Origin of the sequence: Hyphomonas atlantica corrig., assembly GCF_000682715.1 — a bacterium.
GTDB lineage: Bacteria > Pseudomonadota > Alphaproteobacteria > Caulobacterales > Hyphomonadaceae > Hyphomonas > Hyphomonas atlantica.
Genome location: NZ_AWFH01000063.1, coordinates 47846 through 64943 on the forward strand (window position 1 = coordinate 47846; position 17098 = coordinate 64943).

The window sequence follows — 17098 nt, forward strand, 5'->3', positions numbered from 1 at the left end:
GCGATGTAAGTCGGAATTTATTTCTCGACATGAATCACCTCCTTTCAAGCGTGCAACAGGCACGAACTTTGTCCAGAACCATCCCGGACGAATCAAAGTTAAGCATGATTTGCGCCATTACAAAGTTAACTTCCGGGCTTTTTTGGAAGACAATTTCGTGACGCACAAAAAACGCCCGGGCAGGGGGCCCGGGCGCTGCGGCTTGCTGATTTCGACAGGGCTGGAAATCCTAGTCGTAGGCCAGCGCGCCAACTACCAGGCCAATGATGGCCCCTGTTGCGACGGAGGCGAGCACAGCGTCGCCACTGCGATGATCGCGCACCCAGTAATGTCCGGGCGGCGGGGCATAGAGCCCATAGGTGTGGTAATCGGTAATATAGACCGTGTGCTGGTGCGGACGGTACCAGCCGCCGACATGGTAACGCGGCGTGTAGCCTTTCCGGTAATACGGGCCATAGGCGCGGCTGTATCGCGAATAAGCATGGCGTGGCGGAGCATAGTGGCGGTACGCGCGCGGCGGGGCACGATAGGCGTGGCGCGGTGCAGGCTTGTAGTGATGCCGTTTCGCGTGGTGGCCTTTTTTGTAGTGGTGGTTGTTGCGATGGCCGCGATTGTAATCCCTGCGGTGATGATCATTGCGGTGTCCGCGATCTCCGCCGCGATGGCCCCCATCATGATATCCACCCCCGCGATGATGATCACCGCGACCGCGATCTGCATAGGCCGCTGGGGCAGCGAGAAGGCCGATCGTCGCTGTGGCGGCGACCAGCGTGGTAAGGGTCTTGAAAAGTTTCATGGCAGGCTACGTCTCCGACTTGTCGCCCTGGAATGAACCTCCGGTCCGGGGCGGCCTGATCCCGCAGTTTTGCGGGCTGATGCAGCGAACCTAGATGTGCGGGGCTGAACTCTCGCTGAACACCATGTTAAGGAAACGCCATGGCCGAGTTCGGAGACATTCGTATCAACGACACGCTGACGCTGCCCGCCTGGGAAGTATCGGAGGCGTTCGTGCGCGCGTCAGGGCCGGGCGGGCAGAACGTGAACAAGGTCTCGACGGCGGTCCAGCTGACCTGGCATGTCGAAGCATCATCGCTGCCGCCCGATGTGAAGACGCGGTTTGCCAAGCTCTATGCCAATCGCATCACAAAGGATGGCCGGCTGGTGCTGGAGGCGTCCGAGCATCGCAGCCAGGCCCTGAACCGGGAAGCCGCGCGCAAGCGCCTTGCCGAAATGATCCTGCGTGCCAGCCGAAAGCCGAAGCGCCGTATCAAGACAAAGCCAACCTATGGCAGCGTCAAACGCCGCATCGCCGCCAAGAAACGTCGCGGGGAAATCAAGGCCTTGCGCGGAAATGTTGATCCAACGGACTAGGACCGGTCAGCAGCACCCGCCTACGGGCGCAGGTCCGCTGGATGCCTGTGTGTCCGCGAACACATCCGGCGCTGCGCAGCCCGGAAACAAGCCGAAATGGGTCTCTCCCTGGCCAACCACATCGAAATATGGGGCGAACCGCGTTTCCATCAGCATGGCGAGTGTGTTGCCGCAGACGGGAAAGACGCGGCCGGCTTCGATCTCGTGCTCTGCATCAAGACGGAACACGGTTTCCATGCCCTCAATCCCGCCCTTGTAGATGACGGCCTGGCCGTAATCCTCACAGGCTGGCTCCAGACCGTCGAGCTTCATCAGGCGGGCGGTGACGGATGCAAACCGGATCGGCTCCACCCTTGCCTTGAGCACGGGGTCGATGATGCCGAGGCGGCGATGAGACACGACTCGCGGATCTGCAAATCCTGCTGCGCGCGCAATGGACTGGTAGTCGCCCCAGTACAGCGCTCCGGACAGGCATTCGCCATACAGGATGGGGTCATTCACCAAATCCTGCGGGATGCGGCGGTCGGCATACACATCAGAGAAGTAGAGTTCGCCACCCGGCTTGAGCAGGCGATGAGCCTGGCGGAAGACTTCAGGCTTGTCCGTGCAGAGATTGATCACGCAGTTGGAGATGATCAGATCGAAGGAGCCCGGTGCCAGGTCCAGTTCGCCCAGCTTCTCAAGCTCGCCTTTCACGAACCGCGTATTGGGCGCGGCAAAGCCGAACTTTTCCGCGTGCCAGTCTTCATGCGACCGCGCGATGTCCAGCTGTTCATCCGTCATGTCGACGCCGGTGACATGGCCGTCCGGACCGACGAGTTTGGCGAGGGCGAATACATCGCGCCCGGCGCCGCTGCCGAGATCGAGCACTTTCAGACCGTCCAGCGCCGCCGGAATGGCGAGGCCGCACCCGTAGTAGCGAGCGGCCACATCATCATGAACCGCAGCGAGAGCAGCCGATACGTGCGCGGGTGGGCGGGCATCTGTCGTGCAGGCGTCAGTCTTCAGGTCTGAAGACGAGGTCAGCGTTTCGCCGTAATAGGTTTTGACCACATCCTGCATCTGGTTCATGTCACGCTCCGTTTGTCATTTCGCCAGAGAGCCTAGGGCGCTGGATGTATTGTTTCCAGTCACGGATGCGTGTGATGCGCTTAGGCTTTCGGCTTGCCGCGATAGGGGCCTTTTGGCTGGGGCTTTCGAGCGCCGTCAGCCTTGTCGGCGTAAGGGTTCTTGCCCTGACGCACGAACAGGCGGATCGGCACGCCATGCATGTCGAACGCATCGCGCAGATTGTTCACCAGATAGCGCTTGTAGGTTTCCGGCATCTGGTCGCCGCGTGACGCGATCAGAACGAAGGTCGGCGGCCGCGCCTTCATCTGCGCCATGTAACGCGGCTTGATCCGTTTGCCCTGCACGCTTGGGGGTGGGTGGCGCTCGATTGTATGGCGCAGCCAGCGGTTCAGGTCGCCGGTCTTCACGCGCGCGGTCCAGTCTTCATACACCTTTGCCACGGCGGGCATCAGCTTGTCCGTATGCTTCCCGGTCAGGCCGGAGAGAAACACTACCGGAGCGCCGCCGGCGTTTGGCATCAGGCGATTGGCCAGATCGCGGATATGGCGTGCGGCCTCGTCGGGCTTCTTGACCGTGTCCCATTTGGAAATCACCAGCACAACGCCGCGCCCTTCGCGCAGGGCGAGGTCTGCAATCAGCAGGTCCTGCTTTTCCATCGCCTCATGCGCGTCCATGACAAGCGCTATGATGTCGGCATATTTCAGGGACCGGATGGTTTCGCCTGTCGACATGCGCTCCAGTCGTTCCTGAACCTTGTTCTTGCGGCGCAGCCCTGCCGTATCGACGAGGCGAATGCGGCGGCCTTCCCATTCCCAGTCAATGGAGATGGAGTCACGTGTGATCCCGGCTTCAGGGCCTGTCAGCAGGCGATCGGATTTCAGGAGCTGGTTGATCAGGGTCGATTTGCCTGCATTTGGACGACCCACGATCGCCAGCTTGATCGGCTTATCGTCCTTCTTGGGCTCTGGTTCGATGTCGACGTCAGCGGCTTCGATGGCGGCGACGAGATCGTCATCAGAGACGCTGAGATCGTCAATGTCGATATGGGCCAGCTTTTCGATGATGTCTTCGGCGGCGCGGGGATCGTAATCCGGTTCGGCTTCCTGCAGGGCCAGCTCGAATGCTTCCTCGCCCAGTGCCTGACGAATTGCCTCGAACAGTTCGGCAAGGCCTTCGCCATGTTCTGCGGACAGGCCGACCGGCTCACCAAGCCCCAGCGACCAGGCATCCATCACGCCGACCGCGCCCTGCTTGCCTTCAGCCTTGTTCGCGGCCAGCACAATCGGAATGTCTGCCTTGCGGAGCAGGGCCGCGAAATTCTCGTCTTCCGGCGTCACGCCAACGCGGGCATCGATCAGGAACAGCGCCAGTTCCGCCTCGGCAATGGCCGCTTCAGTCTGCTGGCGCATGCGGGATTCGAGGCTGTCATCATAGGCGGTTTCATAGCCCGCCGTGTCGATCAGGATCAGCGGCAGGGAGGCAAGATACCCTTCAGCCTGCTTGCGGTCACGCGTAACGCCCGGCTGGTCATCGACCAGCGCGATTTTCTTTCCGACAAGTCGGTTGAACAGGGTCGATTTGCCCACATTGGGGCGTCCGACGATGGCAAGTTTCAATGGCATGGCTCAGCCCGCTTCAATGCCTTCAGGCGAGGCGCGCCAGCCCGGCGCGGCCTGCTACTGAATGGCAACCAGTTTGGCATCGTCGGTCAGCAGGAAGAGTTTCCCCTGAACGGCGATGGGTTCGATATAGACAGTGTCCTTGATGTCGAGAGAGTCGGTCTGCTCCCCCGTCTGCGGATCAAAGGCCAGCAGCTCGCCATCAGACGACACGATCAGCACGCGGCCCGAGGCCAGTAGCGGCCCGGCATAGCTGATCCGCTTTTTCTTCTTCTTCTCGTTCTTGTACTGACGCAGTTCCGTTACCCAGAAGGCTTCGCCCGTGCCAGCGTCAAGCGCAGCCAGACGGGCATTGGTTCCGATGATGAACAGGTATTGCGATGCCAGGGCAGGGGCCTGGGTCGAGCCGATTGGCTTGGCCCAGACGCGATTGCCGCTGCGCCCGTCAATCGCCACGGTAATGCCGGACTGGCTGGACGCAAACACAAGGCCACCGGCCAGAACCGGGCGGGAGCCGATGTCGTTGATCTCGGAAATCGGCGTGAAGCGGCCGGCCTGCGAAATGGCGTCGGTCCATAGCCGGCGGCCATTGTTCGCGAGATAGGCGATGATTTCGCCTGAAGAGTAGGGCGCGATCACGAAGTCTTCGATGGCGGCCGGGCTCGGGCTGCCCAGAACGCGGGCGGTTTCCGCGATGGCCTGATCGCTCCAGTCGGTGTCACCGGTTTCGAGATCCAGTGCAAAAACTTCGTTATTATTGGAGGCCACAAAGATCGAGCCATCCTTGACGGTCGGGGCGCCGGTCATCGGAACACCCAGTTCGCGTTTCCAGATCTCGCTGCCATCTGCTGCGTTGAGGCGCATGATATAGCCAAAGCCGCTCGCAACGATCAGCGTATCGCCATTCACAGCAAGGCCACCGCCGAGCGCAGTCTTGTCGCGCTTGGTCAGGCCCTTGAGTTCCTTTTTCCAGAGCGTCCGGCCGTTGGACATGTCTGTGGCGTAGATCGTCTGGTCAGCGTCCAGCGTGAAGATCGCGGTTTCGCTGGCCACGGGCGGCGTGGTCACGGCGGATTTGTTGCTGGAACCTTTGCCGACGGAGGTGCGCCAGGCGACCTTCATGTCCTGCGCAGCGATGACATGACCGGGCGCCTTGGCAGGCGTGCCGCCCGCTTCAGGCCAGGAGGTCAGTGTCTGCGCTTCCGGCAGGTCGATGGACTGGGTGGCCAGATCCGGAGATGCTTCGATGGCTTCCTCAGCCAGCACCATGGTGACGCGGCCAGCCTTGTCGAGCTGTTCCTTCTCATCGTCCCCGGAATTGCCGAAGAAGGGAATGCTGCTGCAAGCCGACAGGGCAACAAGGGCGGTTGCGGTCGCGGTCAGCTGAAAACGGCGGGAAAGCCTCATTGGCCAGTCTCCTCAATATCGGCGGAATCGGTCTCGGCAGGCGCGCTGCTGTCGTCCGGTGCATCGGTGGCGCCTGCGTCGACCTCGTCTGCGTCAGCAGAAGCAGGCGGAATGGCGGCCAGTGCAATCTCGGCACGGCGCTTCACGCCTTCCGGGGCGGCTGCGTCGAAGCGCAGGCGATTGAACTCGGTGCGGGCACGGGCGATGTCGCCGGTCTCGAAGGCCTTGGCGGCGACCAGTTCGCGGGCAAGCGCGCCGAGCGGGCCTTCATCCTCGACCAGACTGCCGAGCGTCGCTTCCAGATCCTGCATGGACTGGGTATCGACCGAGAAATAGGCCGTCTTAAGGATGGACAGACGCTCATACGGGCTGCCTTCCACGGCGGCGGCGGCCGACAGGGTGCGCGTGGCGCTGGTGGCGTCTCCGCCCCCTTCATACTGGGTCTGCGCCAGATATTGCGCGGCCAGCGGGGCGATCTTGCCATTGCCTTCGGCCAGTTCGCGGAAGGCGGCTTCGGCCTCTACATACTGATCGTTCTCCAGCAGGTTCAGCGCGGTTTCGAATGCCAGGGCACGCTCATTGCGGGCCTGTTCGGCTTGCGGGCGCAGGACAAATTCGTTGAGAGCCACAGCCCCCACGAGCAGCGCCGCCGCGCCATAGATGAACGGCCTGTAGCGTTTCCACAGGCCTTCCATCTTGTCCTGACGGATGCTTTCTTCGACTTCGTCAAAAATGTCGCTCAACGGGGCGCTCCGATCGGGTAATCTGATTTCGGGGGGAACCTAGACGTGCCTGCGTCCAGCTGCAACGTGTCAGGGCTGTTTGGCATCAGGTTTTCGCAGGGAATAGGTCTCTGCCTGGCCGGGGAATTCGCGGGACCGGACATCGGCGGCGAACTTGCCAATGGCGGCATCTATGTCGGTGCGCAGGTCACCATAGCGGCGCACGAATTTCGGAGCCCAGTCGAACAGGCCCAACATGTCCTGTGTGACCAGCACCTGACCATCACAGCTGGCCGAAGCCCCGATGCCAATGGTCGGGCAGCTCACCTCAGCGGTGATCTCGTCTGCCAGATCCCGTGCGACGCCCTCGATCACGATGGCAAATGCGCCGGCCCGGTCCGCCGCGCGGGCCTCGTTCAGCACGATATCGCGTTCAGAGCCGGTGCGGCCCTTGGCGCGGAAGCCGCCATCCACATTGATTGCCTGCGGCCGCAGGCCGACATGGCCCATCACCGGAATGCCGCGCTCGACCAGATGCGCGATCTGGGTGGCGGCATAGGCGCCACTCTCGATCTTCACGGCCTGACAGCCGGTTTCCTTCATGATCCGCGCGGCATTCAGGAAGGCCTGATCCTCGCTGGTCTCATAGCTGCCGAAGGGCATGTCCACGACCACGAAGGCCTGTTGGCTGCCGCGCATGACGGCCTGACCGTGCAGGATCATCATTTCCATCGTGACGCCGACCGTGGAGGGCAGGCCGTGGACCACCATGCCAAGGCTGTCGCCTACCAGGATCAGATCGGCATGCGGGTCCATGATCTCGGCCATCGGCGCGTCATAGGCGGTCAGGCAGACCAGCGGCTCCCCGCCCTTGGCGGCGGCGATGTCCTTGACGGTCTTGCGGGAAATTCGGGTTTGTTTCGACATGGCCAGCGACTTAGCCTGCCTCAGACCGGCGAGCAAGCGGCGGACGCCGGGCCTGCCATTGACGGGCGGTCAGCTGCGGCCTTTCGGGAAGTGCTGGGTGGCGGAGGTGATCTCGACCCAGTCATGCCGGGTCTCTTCCCAGACAGACCGGACAGGCGCTGGAAAGTGTGGATCTGCAATGGCCCCGACAGCAATGCCAACCGCGTCCGGGTGCTTCTCCGTGGTCCAGTAAACGCTGGAGCCGCAGACCGGGCAGAAATGGGTGGTGAAAGCGCCGCCGCTGTCGGCCTGCCGGGTCCAGGCACGGCTATCGCCCGAGAAGGAGAGCAGGGCGCGGGGGTAGTAGGCGCCAACGCCAAAGGGCGAGCCCGAGCGGCGCTGGCAGGCCGTGCAATGACAGGCAACGACAGCCGGCGTCACATCTTCGGGCAGGATGACGACCAGCTGGCCGCAGGCGCATTGGGCCTCCATCCGCTAGCCCTTCAGCACGACCGGTACGCCGATCAGCCATTCGTGCAGGTGGAACACGAACACCAGATAGGCCCCGATGCCGATAATGAGCGCGCCGATGTCCCCCAGTGTGGAAGATGGCGCATCGGGGTTAGGGCCGTTGTCCCCACGCTTCTTGACGGCGATGCGGTCAATCACGGCATAGGCGAGGAAGCTGGTGAAGAGGACGACGGAATTCCATTCGCCATTGGCGATCAGATGGCCCAGCGCCCACAGCTTCACCGCAACCAGCATGGGGTGTTTCAGCGCTTTCTTGATCCGCCCGGCGGGCAGGTAGGCCGCGGCTAGGGCGATCATCGCAGGCAGCATCAGCGCCATCGTGACATGCCGGCCCCAGACCGGCGGGAAATAGAGCGAGCCGATCCAGCGAGCCTGATCATAGCCGATGATGATCAGCACAAAGCCCGCAATCGCCACGAGACTGTAGAGGCCCATATAAGGCGCGTAGCCGAGCCGTTGGCGCAGATCCTTGCCCGGCGCGCGGCTGCGGAAAGCGGAAAACAGATGGACCCCGAAGAACAGGACCAGTCCGGCGACAAGATATGGCATGACAAATTCCTCCCGGTGAGAGGTTTATGCCGAGTCATTCAATTCTGGAAGAAAGCAGTTGGCCTTCAGCTCTCTGGCTCGTCCTTGATCCACACTTCCACTTCGCCCTTCAGCTTCAGCGTCAGGGGGCGGCCCTTGCGGTCGACAGCCTTGCCGGCGGCAACACGGATCCAGCCTTCGGAGATGCAGTACTCCTCGACATTGGTTTTCTCGACGCCATTGAAGCGTACGCCGATCTCACGCTGCAGCAGGTCTGCATCGTGATACTTGCTGGCCGGGTCTAGGGCGAGGCGGTCTGGAAGTGTGTCAGTCATGCTTCGCTCTTTGCCAGCGAATCCGGGAAAAGCAAGTGGCCAGACGTAAGTCTGACGCGGTTTTACACTGTGAAGGTAGCGTTAACGACAAGCTGTGGAATTTTCCGTCACCTAAACCGGGCTTTATAGAACAGGGCTTAAGCGTCGATGCTCAATAGAGTGAATCGTCGATGCAAAGAATTTCCGACATCAAGCACTATCGCGCCATGCTGCACAATGCGCGGTCCATGGATGAGGCCGTGATGATGGAGCAGATTCGGGCGACCACCCAGAATCTGCCGGCGCTGTATGTCATGCTGTGTGTTGCGGCGTTTTCACTGGGCCTGTGCTTCCTTGAGGCTGCGCCGCTTTACCTGACACTCGGTATTCCCGCCTTCTTTATTGTTGGGAGTATCCTGCGCATCAGTCACTGGCAGATGTCGCAGGCAGATTTCACCGATCCGGACAAGGCGAAAAGAGATTTCCGGGCCATGGAAATTGGCTCAGTGACCATTTTCATCGTGCTGGGAGGATGGATTTGCCTGCTATTCCCCTATGCGGAAGGGGCTCGCGAGACACAGCTGGCCCTGTTCACGGGGTTGATCGGCCCGGTTGGCATGATGTGTTCCATGCCGCGCCCGCGCATCGTGGCAATCGGCCTGATCGGCACTTTGTTCGTCTTCAGCGCTCTGTTCGTTCTGGCCCATCCGGCGTCGTACAGTTTTATCGTGGTGCCGATGGCGGTGTCCTATCTCGTGTTCTTCAAAGTGTCCTATGCCCACAAGCAGCGGATTGTGGAGTCCGTAAACCTCCACTCCGAACTGGTTTCAGAGAATGAGCGCGCATCGGGCCTCGCCGAATCCAATCGCTTCCTGGCGCTGTCCGACACGTTGACCGGCCTGCCGAACCGCCGCCGGTTCTTTGAACAGATCAATCTCTTTTTCGACCGGTGCCCGGATGGCGAAATGCCGATTGTCGGCCTGGTTGATCTCGATGGTTTCAAGCCGTTGAATGACGTATTCGGACATTCTGCAGGTGACGCTGTGCTTGTGGAGACGGCCGCGCGCCTGAAGACCGCAGTTGCCCGGCGGGGCGGCGTGGTGGCGCGCCTTGGCGGGGACGAGTTTGCCTATGTCCTGCCGTGGGATATGTGCCGTAAGGATGTGCTGGACTTTTCCGAGGAGCTGGTGAAGCAGGTCGGCCATCCCGTCATCCTGCCGAGCGGTGATACAAGCCGTGTGTCGGCTTCGATCGGACTGTCCTCACGGGGCTTTGAAGTTGCCTCGGCCAAGGATCTTCTGGAGCAGGCGGATTTTGCGCTGTTCCGCGCGAAAGAGCAGGCGGCCGGAGCGGTGGTGGAATTCTCCTCCCGTCACGCTGAAAGCAAGCGCCGCGAAGTGCTTGTCCATCAGGCCTTCAAGAATGCGCGGCTCGACCGTGAAATTCATCTCGTCTTCCAGCCCATCATTGATACGCATGATGGCACGATCAGCCGGTGCGAGGCGCTGGCGCGCTGGGACAGTCCGGAAATCGGCATGGTGCCGCCAGGCGAGTTCGTGCCGATTGCCGAGAAGGCAGGCATGACCCAGGAAATGACGCTGGCCGTGTTCCGCAAGGTGATTGCCCAGCTCAAAGTCTGGCCGGACAATGCCTGCATTGCCGTGAACCTGTCTGCGCAGGATGTGAACAGTCAGCAGTGCACGGATTTGATGGCCTCCATGCTGATCCGCCAGCCCCCAAGCTTGCGCAAGCGGATTTCCATTGAGGTGACCGAGACCTCCCTGTTGACGGACTTTACCGAGGTGCACAAGAACCTCATGAAGTTCCGCGAACTTGGCGTGAAGATCGCGCTTGATGATTTTGGCACGGGATTTTCTTCCCTGCGATACCTGCAGGAGCTGGAATTCGACATCGTCAAGATTGACCGCAGCTTCGTGTCCTCGATCGAGAGCAATGACAAGAGCTTCGGCCTTGTGCGGACCATCAGCCGTCTGTGCCGGTCTCTGTCGATTGCCTGCGTTGCCGAAGGCGTGGAGACGCGCGAGGAGCTGGAGCATGTCCGTGCGGCTGGATGCCATCTGGTGCAGGGCTTTTATTTCTCGACCCCGCTGACGGCTGAAAAGATGCTGCCTTACCTGACGGGCGAGGAAAGCTTTGAGGGCATGGGCACCCTGGTTCCTGTCCCGCGCCGCGACGTGGCCTGAGCCCCGCCTGCAACGGACGTTTCCGATTCTTCTGTCAACTCCCTGCCGGGTGTGATAATTCGGTCTCCATACTGCAATTCTGGCAGTTGGGAGGGGACAGTATGACACTATCGGTTTTCAGCGCAGGATTTGGCCGAACGGGCACAATGTCCTTGAAGCTGGCTCTGGAACAATTGGGATTCGGGCCTTGCCACCACATGATCGAGGTGATCGAGAATGGCGATGCGCAGGTGCCGCTCTGGAATGAGGCGCTGGCCGGGCGCGCGGATTTCGAGGCGATCTATGCCGGCTATGGCGCGGCGGTGGACTGGCCGACCGCCGCCTTCTGGCAGGAGCTCGCCGCCGCGTATCCGGACGCCAAAGTGATCCTTTCCTCGCGCTCAGCCGAGAGCTGGTACAACAGTATTTCCGAAACCATCCTGGCCACGGTCTGGGATGAGGCGTCCTGGCCGCCGCCCGCGGTGGAATGGTTCAGGATGGTCTCCAAAGTGCTGGAGCGCAGCCTGGGCGGTGCCCGCGACCGGGATGGCATCATCGCCGCCTTCGAGGCGCATGAGGCCGCGGTGAAGACCGCCATTCCGACCGAGCGCCTTCTGGTGCATTCGGCCAAGGATGGTTGGGCGCCCCTGTGCGCCTTCCTCGATGTGCCGGTCCCGGATGAGCCTTATCCGCGGACCAACACAAAGGAAGAATTCTTCGAACACATGAAGAAGGCCGACGATCTGTAGGGAGACGAGCGTGCCACCCGCACGTGCGACGCCTGTGAGGGCGCTTGGGTCTTGGGTTGGGTTTTCTGGAGATGGGAAGCACGGTCAGGTGTCCGGCAAGGGCAAGGGGCCCTGCGTGAAGACACGCGGGATGTACGCGATGCAGCGCGGAGAGGGCGCGGCGATTTGCGGGAGGTCCCGGCTTTCGCCGGGATGAGCGGGCTCGGGGCCGGAGAGGGCGGCTTGATAGGCTTTGGAGGGAGTGAAGCTGAACGGATCGGGCGTCAGGTCCTCCGGGTCCTTCTCGATCCAGTTGAGATAGACATTGCCGCGCCGGTCGATCAGCATGCTGAACAGCACGCCCTTGCCGCGCACCGCACGCACATAGGCGCGGATCATCACGATCTGCAGCCAGATCCAGAACCGGTAGGGTTCCAGATGCGCCGGCAGCGGTGTTGCAAGGGGGCGAAACAGCGAGTCCATGCCGCTTAGCCTGCCACAGCGCGAGGGCCTGTCGGATACGGGACAAAGAAAAACCCCTGACCTGCCGGGCAGATCAGGGGTTTTCTATGTTCAGGGCCGGGGAGAGGCCGGATGGTGTCCCCGGATCAATCAGTAACTCTTCGGCAGGCCGAGGACGCGTTCGGCGATGAAGTTGAGGATCATTTCGCGGCTGACCGGGGCGATGCGGGCGAGCATGGCTTCGCGCATCATACGCTCGACATGGTACTCCTTGGCATAGCCCATGCCGCCATGCGTCAGCACGGCGGTCTCGCAGGCGCGGAAGCCGGCTTCGGTGCCAAGGTATTTCGCGGCGTTCGCTTCGGCCCCGCAATCCTGCCCGGCATCATAGAGACCGGCGGCCTTGTAGGCGAGCATTTCGGCGGCCGACAGTTCGGCCCATGCCTTGGCCAGTGGATGCTGGATGCCCTGGTTCTGCCCAATCGGACGGCCAAAGACGACGCGCTCTTTCGCATAGGTCGCCGCGCGTTCCAGCGCCGCAAAGCCGAGGCCGATGGATTCCACGGCGAACAGGACGCGCTCAGGGTTCAGGCCCTGAAGCAGGTATTTGAAGCCTTCGCCTTCCTCGCCGATGAGGTGGTCTTTCGGCACTTCCAGACCGTCAATGTAGAGCATGTTGCACTCCACCGCCTTGCGGCCCATTTTCGGGATCGGCTGGCGCTCGATCTTGTTCGGGTCGAGGTCTGTGTAGAACAGGGAGAGGCCGAGATACGGCTTGGCGCACTGGTCCTTGGGCGTGGTGCGCGCGATGATCAGGATCTTGTCGGCGCGCTGGGCCCCGGTCGTCCAGATCTTGCGGCCATTGATTGTGTAGCCGGTGTTCGTGCGCTCGGCCTTGGTCTCCAGGCTGGACGTGTCGAGGCCGGAATTCGGCTCGGTCACGGCAAAGCACATTTTCTCTTCGCCGGAGATGATCTTGGGCAGGTTTTCGCGCTTCTGTTCCGGATTGCCGAACCGCTCCAGCGGCTTCGGCCCGAAAATGTTGAGGTGGATGGCCGAGGCGCCGGAATAGCCCGCGCCGGTGCGCGTGACGGTTTGCATCATCAGCGCCGCTTCGGTCAGGCCGAGGCCCGCGCCGCCATATTCTTCGGGAAAGGCAATGCCCAGCCAGCCACCCGCGGCCATGGCGTCGCAGAATTCCTCCGGCCAGTTGCCGGTCTCGTCGGTCTTCGCCCAATACTCGTCCCCAAAGGGTTCGAGCGTTTTTTCGACGGCGGCCTTGATGGCGGCCTGATCTTCACTCATCGGCGCGATCTGGTGCATGTGACGGTATCCTCCTGTCGCCCAGACTTAAGCCGGGCAGGCAGGCCCGTCCAGCGATGGCCCTGCGTCAGTCGAGCGCAATGTGGTCAGTCGTCCGGCTCCAGCCAGCCTGTATAGGTTGCAATATGGCCGCCAAGCGGCAGGTCGATGCGTACGTCGAAGCAGGGGCGGCCCTTAGCGTCGACGGTTTCACGCGTGCTGCTGCGCGGGCGCAGGAAACCGGGCAATGGTACGCCCAGCATGCGGGCTGATGTGACGGGGTAGGCGAGTTGCGTGTCCCTGGCGCCGAGTGCGATGGTGAAGCTGAGCAGGCCAAAGCGCTCGCGCATGCGGCCGCTGCCGGGTGGGGATGCGGCAGACAGTTGGGATCGGAAAGTGTGCGTTCCAAAGGTTCGTTGCCAGGTTTCCGCCTCGCCGTTGCGGGTCATGCTGACCGTGACGGGGACATCATTGCCGGCCGGAGGAAAGCCGGCAATGGCCCCTGCAAGGCGCGACAGCAGGCTGGTGCCCCGAACAATACTTGCGCGGCCTGTCCAGCGCCGGGCGTGACTGACCGCGTGGAGCTGTTGGATCGGGGGTGGGAGGCGCTTGAATTGGTCGCCGAGAATTGTCGTAAAGAGGAAGGGAGCGGGGCGCTCCGTCTGTCCCGTCGTTACGCGCAGTCGACCCAGGGCATGTTCGGCTTCGTCCAGGGTGAACTCATCGAGGCAGGGGCGCGCACCCGGCGCGATTTCTCCGCTGGCGATCTTGCGGCAGAGGATTTCAGCAGGGATGGCCGGAATGGCAGGGCCGTCGCCACCCTCCACGATCAGTGTCCAGTCACGCGCAATGGGTTCTCGCCTCGCATTTAGGCCCGTAACCGAGACGCGCATGCCTCCGGTCGACGACCCGAACGGTTCCAGCCGGTCGGCCACCCATTTCAGCGGCCGGGCGAGCGGCGCCAGGCTGGGCAGCCATTTCCAGCGTACCGGCTGTGAGAGAAGGCTGAGCCCGCCATGCATCAGTTTCAGGTCGAGACCGGCGCGAAAGCTGACGGATCGCGCATTGAAATGAGCGGGGAAAAGCTGAAGGTCTGGCGCGCCAATCAGGCTGGCCCATCGGCGGCGGAGCGTTGGCGCGCCGGGAAGGGAAAGAGTCAGGGTCGTGATGTCTCCCCATCCGGTAACCTCTTTCCATTGCCCGGCCTGCCAGATACGCATTGGGCGCCCGGCCTGTCCGGCGATCGCCCGGATGACCGACAAACCGCGGGGGGCGCGATTGCCGGGTAGGATGACGCTTTCAATATGGTCAATCTGCTCAATCCCCGAATTCAACCGCGTGACCGCGGCGGACGACAGGGCCGGTACGCTGGATACGCCCGACAGGACAGTAAGGGCTTTCTCGCGTGCCTGATCGTTCAAGATCGAGATATTGGCTGTGAAGTCTCCGTCGTCGGACAAGTCGAGGTAATGGGCACCAGCCGCCAACGCGGCCCGTGCGATTGGGTAGCGATCATCGCAGCGACGCTGAAACGGACCTGAGGCGTCTACGACGATGAAAGGGGCCTCGGCGGCAAGCCGGTCAGCGAAATCGTTCGTGTGCGTGTCCAGCTGAGCGGGGCGGCAGGGGGTGCCCGTGCAAAAAGCGCTAGCCTTCGAAAAGCTCCGGCCTGCGACGATCACCTCAAACCGCGGGTCGGCAGAGAGCGCCTTTGCCAGTTTTCCTCCGAATACGCCATATCCACCCAGGATGAGAACACACTTACTCAATTAGCCGGGCCTTCAGTTCGGGCGAAGGCATAGGGCATGTGCGCCTTCCCAGCTTGTACCGGTTGCGGGCGATCAGCAGATAGGGCGACTTGCTGAATCCGTCGGGCAAGAAATTCAAAATGCGGGCGGCGCGCCACGGCCAGCCGAGTGCGCTCATAGCGGCTGTGAAGGCGCGCATGTGAGTGTATGCGCTGCCATCGACTATCACGATGTTTGTTTCCATCTCTTCCGGACAGAGACCGTATTTGCGATAGAGGTTCTGCCCGGTCTGAGAGTGAGCTGTAACAAATCGGAAACGTCCGAGCTTGTCATTTCGCGTCATGAAATGTGCGAAGCCCGAACAGAAAACGCAATATCCGTCGAAAACGATGAGATCTTGTGGCGCAACATCGGTCATCCGGGCTCTCTCCGTGAGGAACGCTATCAATCTAATGTTGATTTCGGCAATTGGCCATGCCTGTCGGGAGCGTGCGTCGCTTTGTCTGAAATTCGGGTCTTTCTAGCAATCGAGCGCAATGTGGTCCGTGATGCCGATGGCCGCCAGGAAGGCGGGGTCGTGGCTGATGACGAGGAGGGCGCCGGTATAGGCGTTGAGGGCGGCTTCGAGGGTTTCGATCGTGGCCATGTCGAGATGGTTGGTCGGCTCGTCCAGCAGGAGGAGTTCGGGCGGCTGGGGCGCGGCGAAGATGGCGGCGAGGCCCGCGCGCAGGCGTTCGCCGCCGCTAAGCGTCGCCACAGGCTGGTGCGCCGCCTCGTTGCGGAAGGCAAAGCGGGCGAGCGCGGCATGGGCCGCGTTGCGGCTGAGATGCGGCTGCACGGCGTGGAGCGCATCGAGGATGGAGCCTTCCCGCGGCAGAAGGCTGACATGCTGGTCCAGCCGGGCGATGCGCGGCGTCAGCGTCTCGACCGTGCCGGAGACGGGGGGGATTTCGCCGAGGATCATCCGCATCAGCGTGGACTTGCCCGAGCCATTGGGGCCGGAGATGGCGACGCGCCGGGGGCCGCGCAGCTCAAACGAGAGCGGGCCGAACAGGTGGCGATCTTCGAAGGCGGCGACGGCGTCCTTTAAGCGGAGAATGTCTTTCGAATTGGGCAGGTCGACGTGTGGCACATCCATCGAGATGGGCGCGGTGATCTCGACCTTTGCGCGGGCGGCCTCGAAACTGTCTGCGGCGTCGCCAATCAAGCGTCCGGCGAGGTGGTCGCCGCGGGCAGATGTGTGTTCGGCGCGTTCGGCGCGGGCATTCAGCACGAGCTTTGGCTGGGATCCGCGCGCGCGGGTCGCCCGGCCCATCTTTTCCCGCCGGTCCTGTTTCTCGCGGGCGCGTTGAGCGTCTGCCTCGGCACGCTTGAGGGCGCTGGCGGAGCGGGTGAGGTCTGCCTCGGCCTGGGCGCGGGCTGCGTCGCGCGCTTCGCGAAAGGCGCTCCAGCCCCCACCGAAGATCGTGACGCCGATGGGGGTCAGTTCCACGATCCGGTCGACCTGTTCCAGCAGGTCCCGGTCATGACTGGCGATGAGTGCGCCGCCGCGCCAGTGGGCGAGCAGGTCGGCGATGGCGCGCCGCCCGTCCGTATCGAGATTGTTCGTGGGTTCGTCCAGCAGCAGGATGTCCGGCTGTTCCAGAAGCAGGCGGGCGATCATCACGCGTGTGCGTTCGCCGCCGCTGAGCTGTGACATGGGGGTATCAAGCGGCATATCGCGCAGGCCGGTGGAGGCGAGGGTCTCTTCCAGCCGGGCTTCCAGCGTCCAGTCGGCCAGCTCAGCATCTTCCAGTGTGCCATCGCCCGCCGCCAGACGCGCGAGCCGGGCAAGGTCTTCTGCCACCCCGAGGGTTTCGCTGAGGGTCAGCGACTCATCGGCAATCTGGGCAAGACGGCCCAGCCGGGCGTGTACGGACAGCGTGCCGCGCGCGGGCGTGACCTCGCCGGCAATCGCGCGCAGCAGTGTGGACTTGCCACAGCTATTGCGCCCGACAAGGCCAATGCGTTCGCGGCCGAGCGACAGGTTCAGCCCGTCAAAGAGCGGCGTGCCGTCAGGCGTGGTGAGGGAAAGGGAATCGAGTGTGAGAAGAGAAGACATGGGCAGGCCGGATCATCATGGAAAGGGAGAGCGAAGCGGTGGGCTTTGCGTAATCCATGTCTCTGGCCTCCAATTATCTCGGGATGGTGTCTCTGCGGATCGAGG

The 17098-nt window shown here is 62.3% G+C and carries 17 protein-coding genes; 3 read left to right on the top strand and 14 right to left on the bottom strand.

The window, feature by feature from the left end; all coding sequences use genetic code 11:
• Window positions 1-229 precede the first annotated feature (229 nt).
• Window positions 230-796, bottom strand: a complete 567-nt coding sequence (locus HY36_RS18020; protein WP_051602929.1) for an RcnB family protein — start codon at window positions 794-796, stop codon at window positions 230-232.
• A gap of 140 nt (window positions 797-936) precedes the next feature.
• Here HY36_RS18020 and arfB point away from each other — a divergent pair, with 140 nt between their 5' ends.
• On the top strand, window positions 937-1371 hold the full coding sequence (gene arfB, locus HY36_RS17025; protein ID WP_035555532.1) for an alternative ribosome rescue aminoacyl-tRNA hydrolase ArfB: 435 nt from the start codon (window positions 937-939) through the stop codon (window positions 1369-1371).
• Between the two features lie 6 nt (window positions 1372-1377).
• Here the strand turns inward: arfB and HY36_RS17030 are convergent, their stop codons facing one another.
• From HY36_RS17030 to HY36_RS17065, 8 genes are all read right to left on the bottom strand, one after another.
• Entirely contained in the window at window positions 1378-2433 is a 1056-nt protein-coding gene (locus tag HY36_RS17030) for a methyltransferase domain-containing protein (RefSeq protein WP_035555768.1), read from the bottom strand.
• Window positions 2434-2522: 89 nt separating this feature from the next.
• On the bottom strand, window positions 2523-4064 hold the full coding sequence (gene der, locus HY36_RS17035; protein WP_035555536.1) for a ribosome biogenesis GTPase Der: 1542 nt from the start codon (window positions 4062-4064) through the stop codon (window positions 2523-2525).
• Between the two features lie 54 nt (window positions 4065-4118).
• Window positions 4119-5468 carry a PQQ-like beta-propeller repeat protein gene (locus tag HY36_RS17040; RefSeq protein WP_035555539.1) on the bottom strand — a complete coding sequence of 450 codons (1350 nt, stop codon included), beginning with the start codon at window positions 5466-5468 and terminating at the stop codon, window positions 4119-4121.
• Entirely contained in the window at window positions 5465-6211 is a 747-nt protein-coding gene (locus HY36_RS17045; RefSeq protein ID WP_035555541.1) for a hypothetical protein, read from the bottom strand. Before HY36_RS17045 ends, HY36_RS17040 begins: the two co-directional genes overlap by 4 nt.
• A gap of 69 nt (window positions 6212-6280) precedes the next feature.
• Window positions 6281-7117 carry a 3-methyl-2-oxobutanoate hydroxymethyltransferase gene (gene panB / locus HY36_RS17050; RefSeq protein ID WP_035555544.1) on the bottom strand — a complete coding sequence of 279 codons (837 nt, stop codon included), beginning with the start codon at window positions 7115-7117 and terminating at the stop codon, window positions 6281-6283.
• A 69-nt stretch (window positions 7118-7186) separates the two neighbouring features.
• Window positions 7187-7588, bottom strand: a complete 402-nt coding sequence (locus HY36_RS17055; protein ID WP_035555547.1) for a GFA family protein — start codon at window positions 7586-7588, stop codon at window positions 7187-7189.
• 3 nt (window positions 7589-7591) lie between these two features.
• Window positions 7592-8176, bottom strand: a complete 585-nt coding sequence (locus HY36_RS17060) for an NnrU family protein (protein ID WP_035555550.1) — start codon at window positions 8174-8176, stop codon at window positions 7592-7594.
• 65 nt (window positions 8177-8241) lie between these two features.
• Entirely contained in the window at window positions 8242-8490 is a 249-nt protein-coding gene (locus HY36_RS17065; RefSeq protein WP_035555553.1) for a DUF3297 family protein, read from the bottom strand.
• 170 nt (window positions 8491-8660) lie between these two features.
• Here HY36_RS17065 and HY36_RS18025 point away from each other — a divergent pair, with 170 nt between their 5' ends.
• Together HY36_RS18025 and HY36_RS17075 are read left to right on the top strand one after the other, a co-directional pair.
• Window positions 8661-10673 (top strand): putative bifunctional diguanylate cyclase/phosphodiesterase, encoded by a 2013-nt coding sequence (locus HY36_RS18025; protein WP_051602930.1) that lies wholly within the window; start codon window positions 8661-8663, stop codon window positions 10671-10673.
• 101 nt (window positions 10674-10774) lie between these two features.
• Entirely contained in the window at window positions 10775-11401 is a 627-nt protein-coding gene (locus tag HY36_RS17075) for a sulfotransferase family protein (RefSeq protein ID WP_035555556.1), read from the top strand.
• Between the two features lie 84 nt (window positions 11402-11485).
• Here HY36_RS17075 and HY36_RS17080 read toward each other — a convergent pair whose 3' ends face one another.
• The 5 genes from HY36_RS17080 to HY36_RS17100 form a co-directional block, all read right to left on the bottom strand.
• Complete coding sequence (locus HY36_RS17080) at window positions 11486-11863, bottom strand: hypothetical protein (RefSeq protein WP_035555559.1); 378 nt, start codon at window positions 11861-11863, stop codon at window positions 11486-11488.
• 129 nt (window positions 11864-11992) lie between these two features.
• A complete protein-coding gene (locus HY36_RS17085; protein ID WP_206741227.1) occupies window positions 11993-13165 on the bottom strand; it encodes an acyl-CoA dehydrogenase family protein in 1173 nt (390 codons plus the stop codon).
• A gap of 86 nt (window positions 13166-13251) precedes the next feature.
• A complete protein-coding gene (locus HY36_RS17090; RefSeq protein ID WP_035555562.1) occupies window positions 13252-14913 on the bottom strand; it encodes an SDR family oxidoreductase in 1662 nt (553 codons plus the stop codon).
• A complete protein-coding gene (locus HY36_RS17095) occupies window positions 14906-15310 on the bottom strand; it encodes a thiol-disulfide oxidoreductase DCC family protein (RefSeq protein ID WP_035555565.1) in 405 nt (134 codons plus the stop codon). Before HY36_RS17095 ends, HY36_RS17090 begins: the two co-directional genes overlap by 8 nt.
• Before the next feature lie 102 nt (window positions 15311-15412).
• Window positions 15413-16993 (bottom strand): ABC-F family ATP-binding cassette domain-containing protein, encoded by a 1581-nt coding sequence (locus HY36_RS17100; protein WP_035555567.1) that lies wholly within the window; start codon window positions 16991-16993, stop codon window positions 15413-15415.
• Between the last annotated feature and the right edge of the window lie 105 nt (window positions 16994-17098).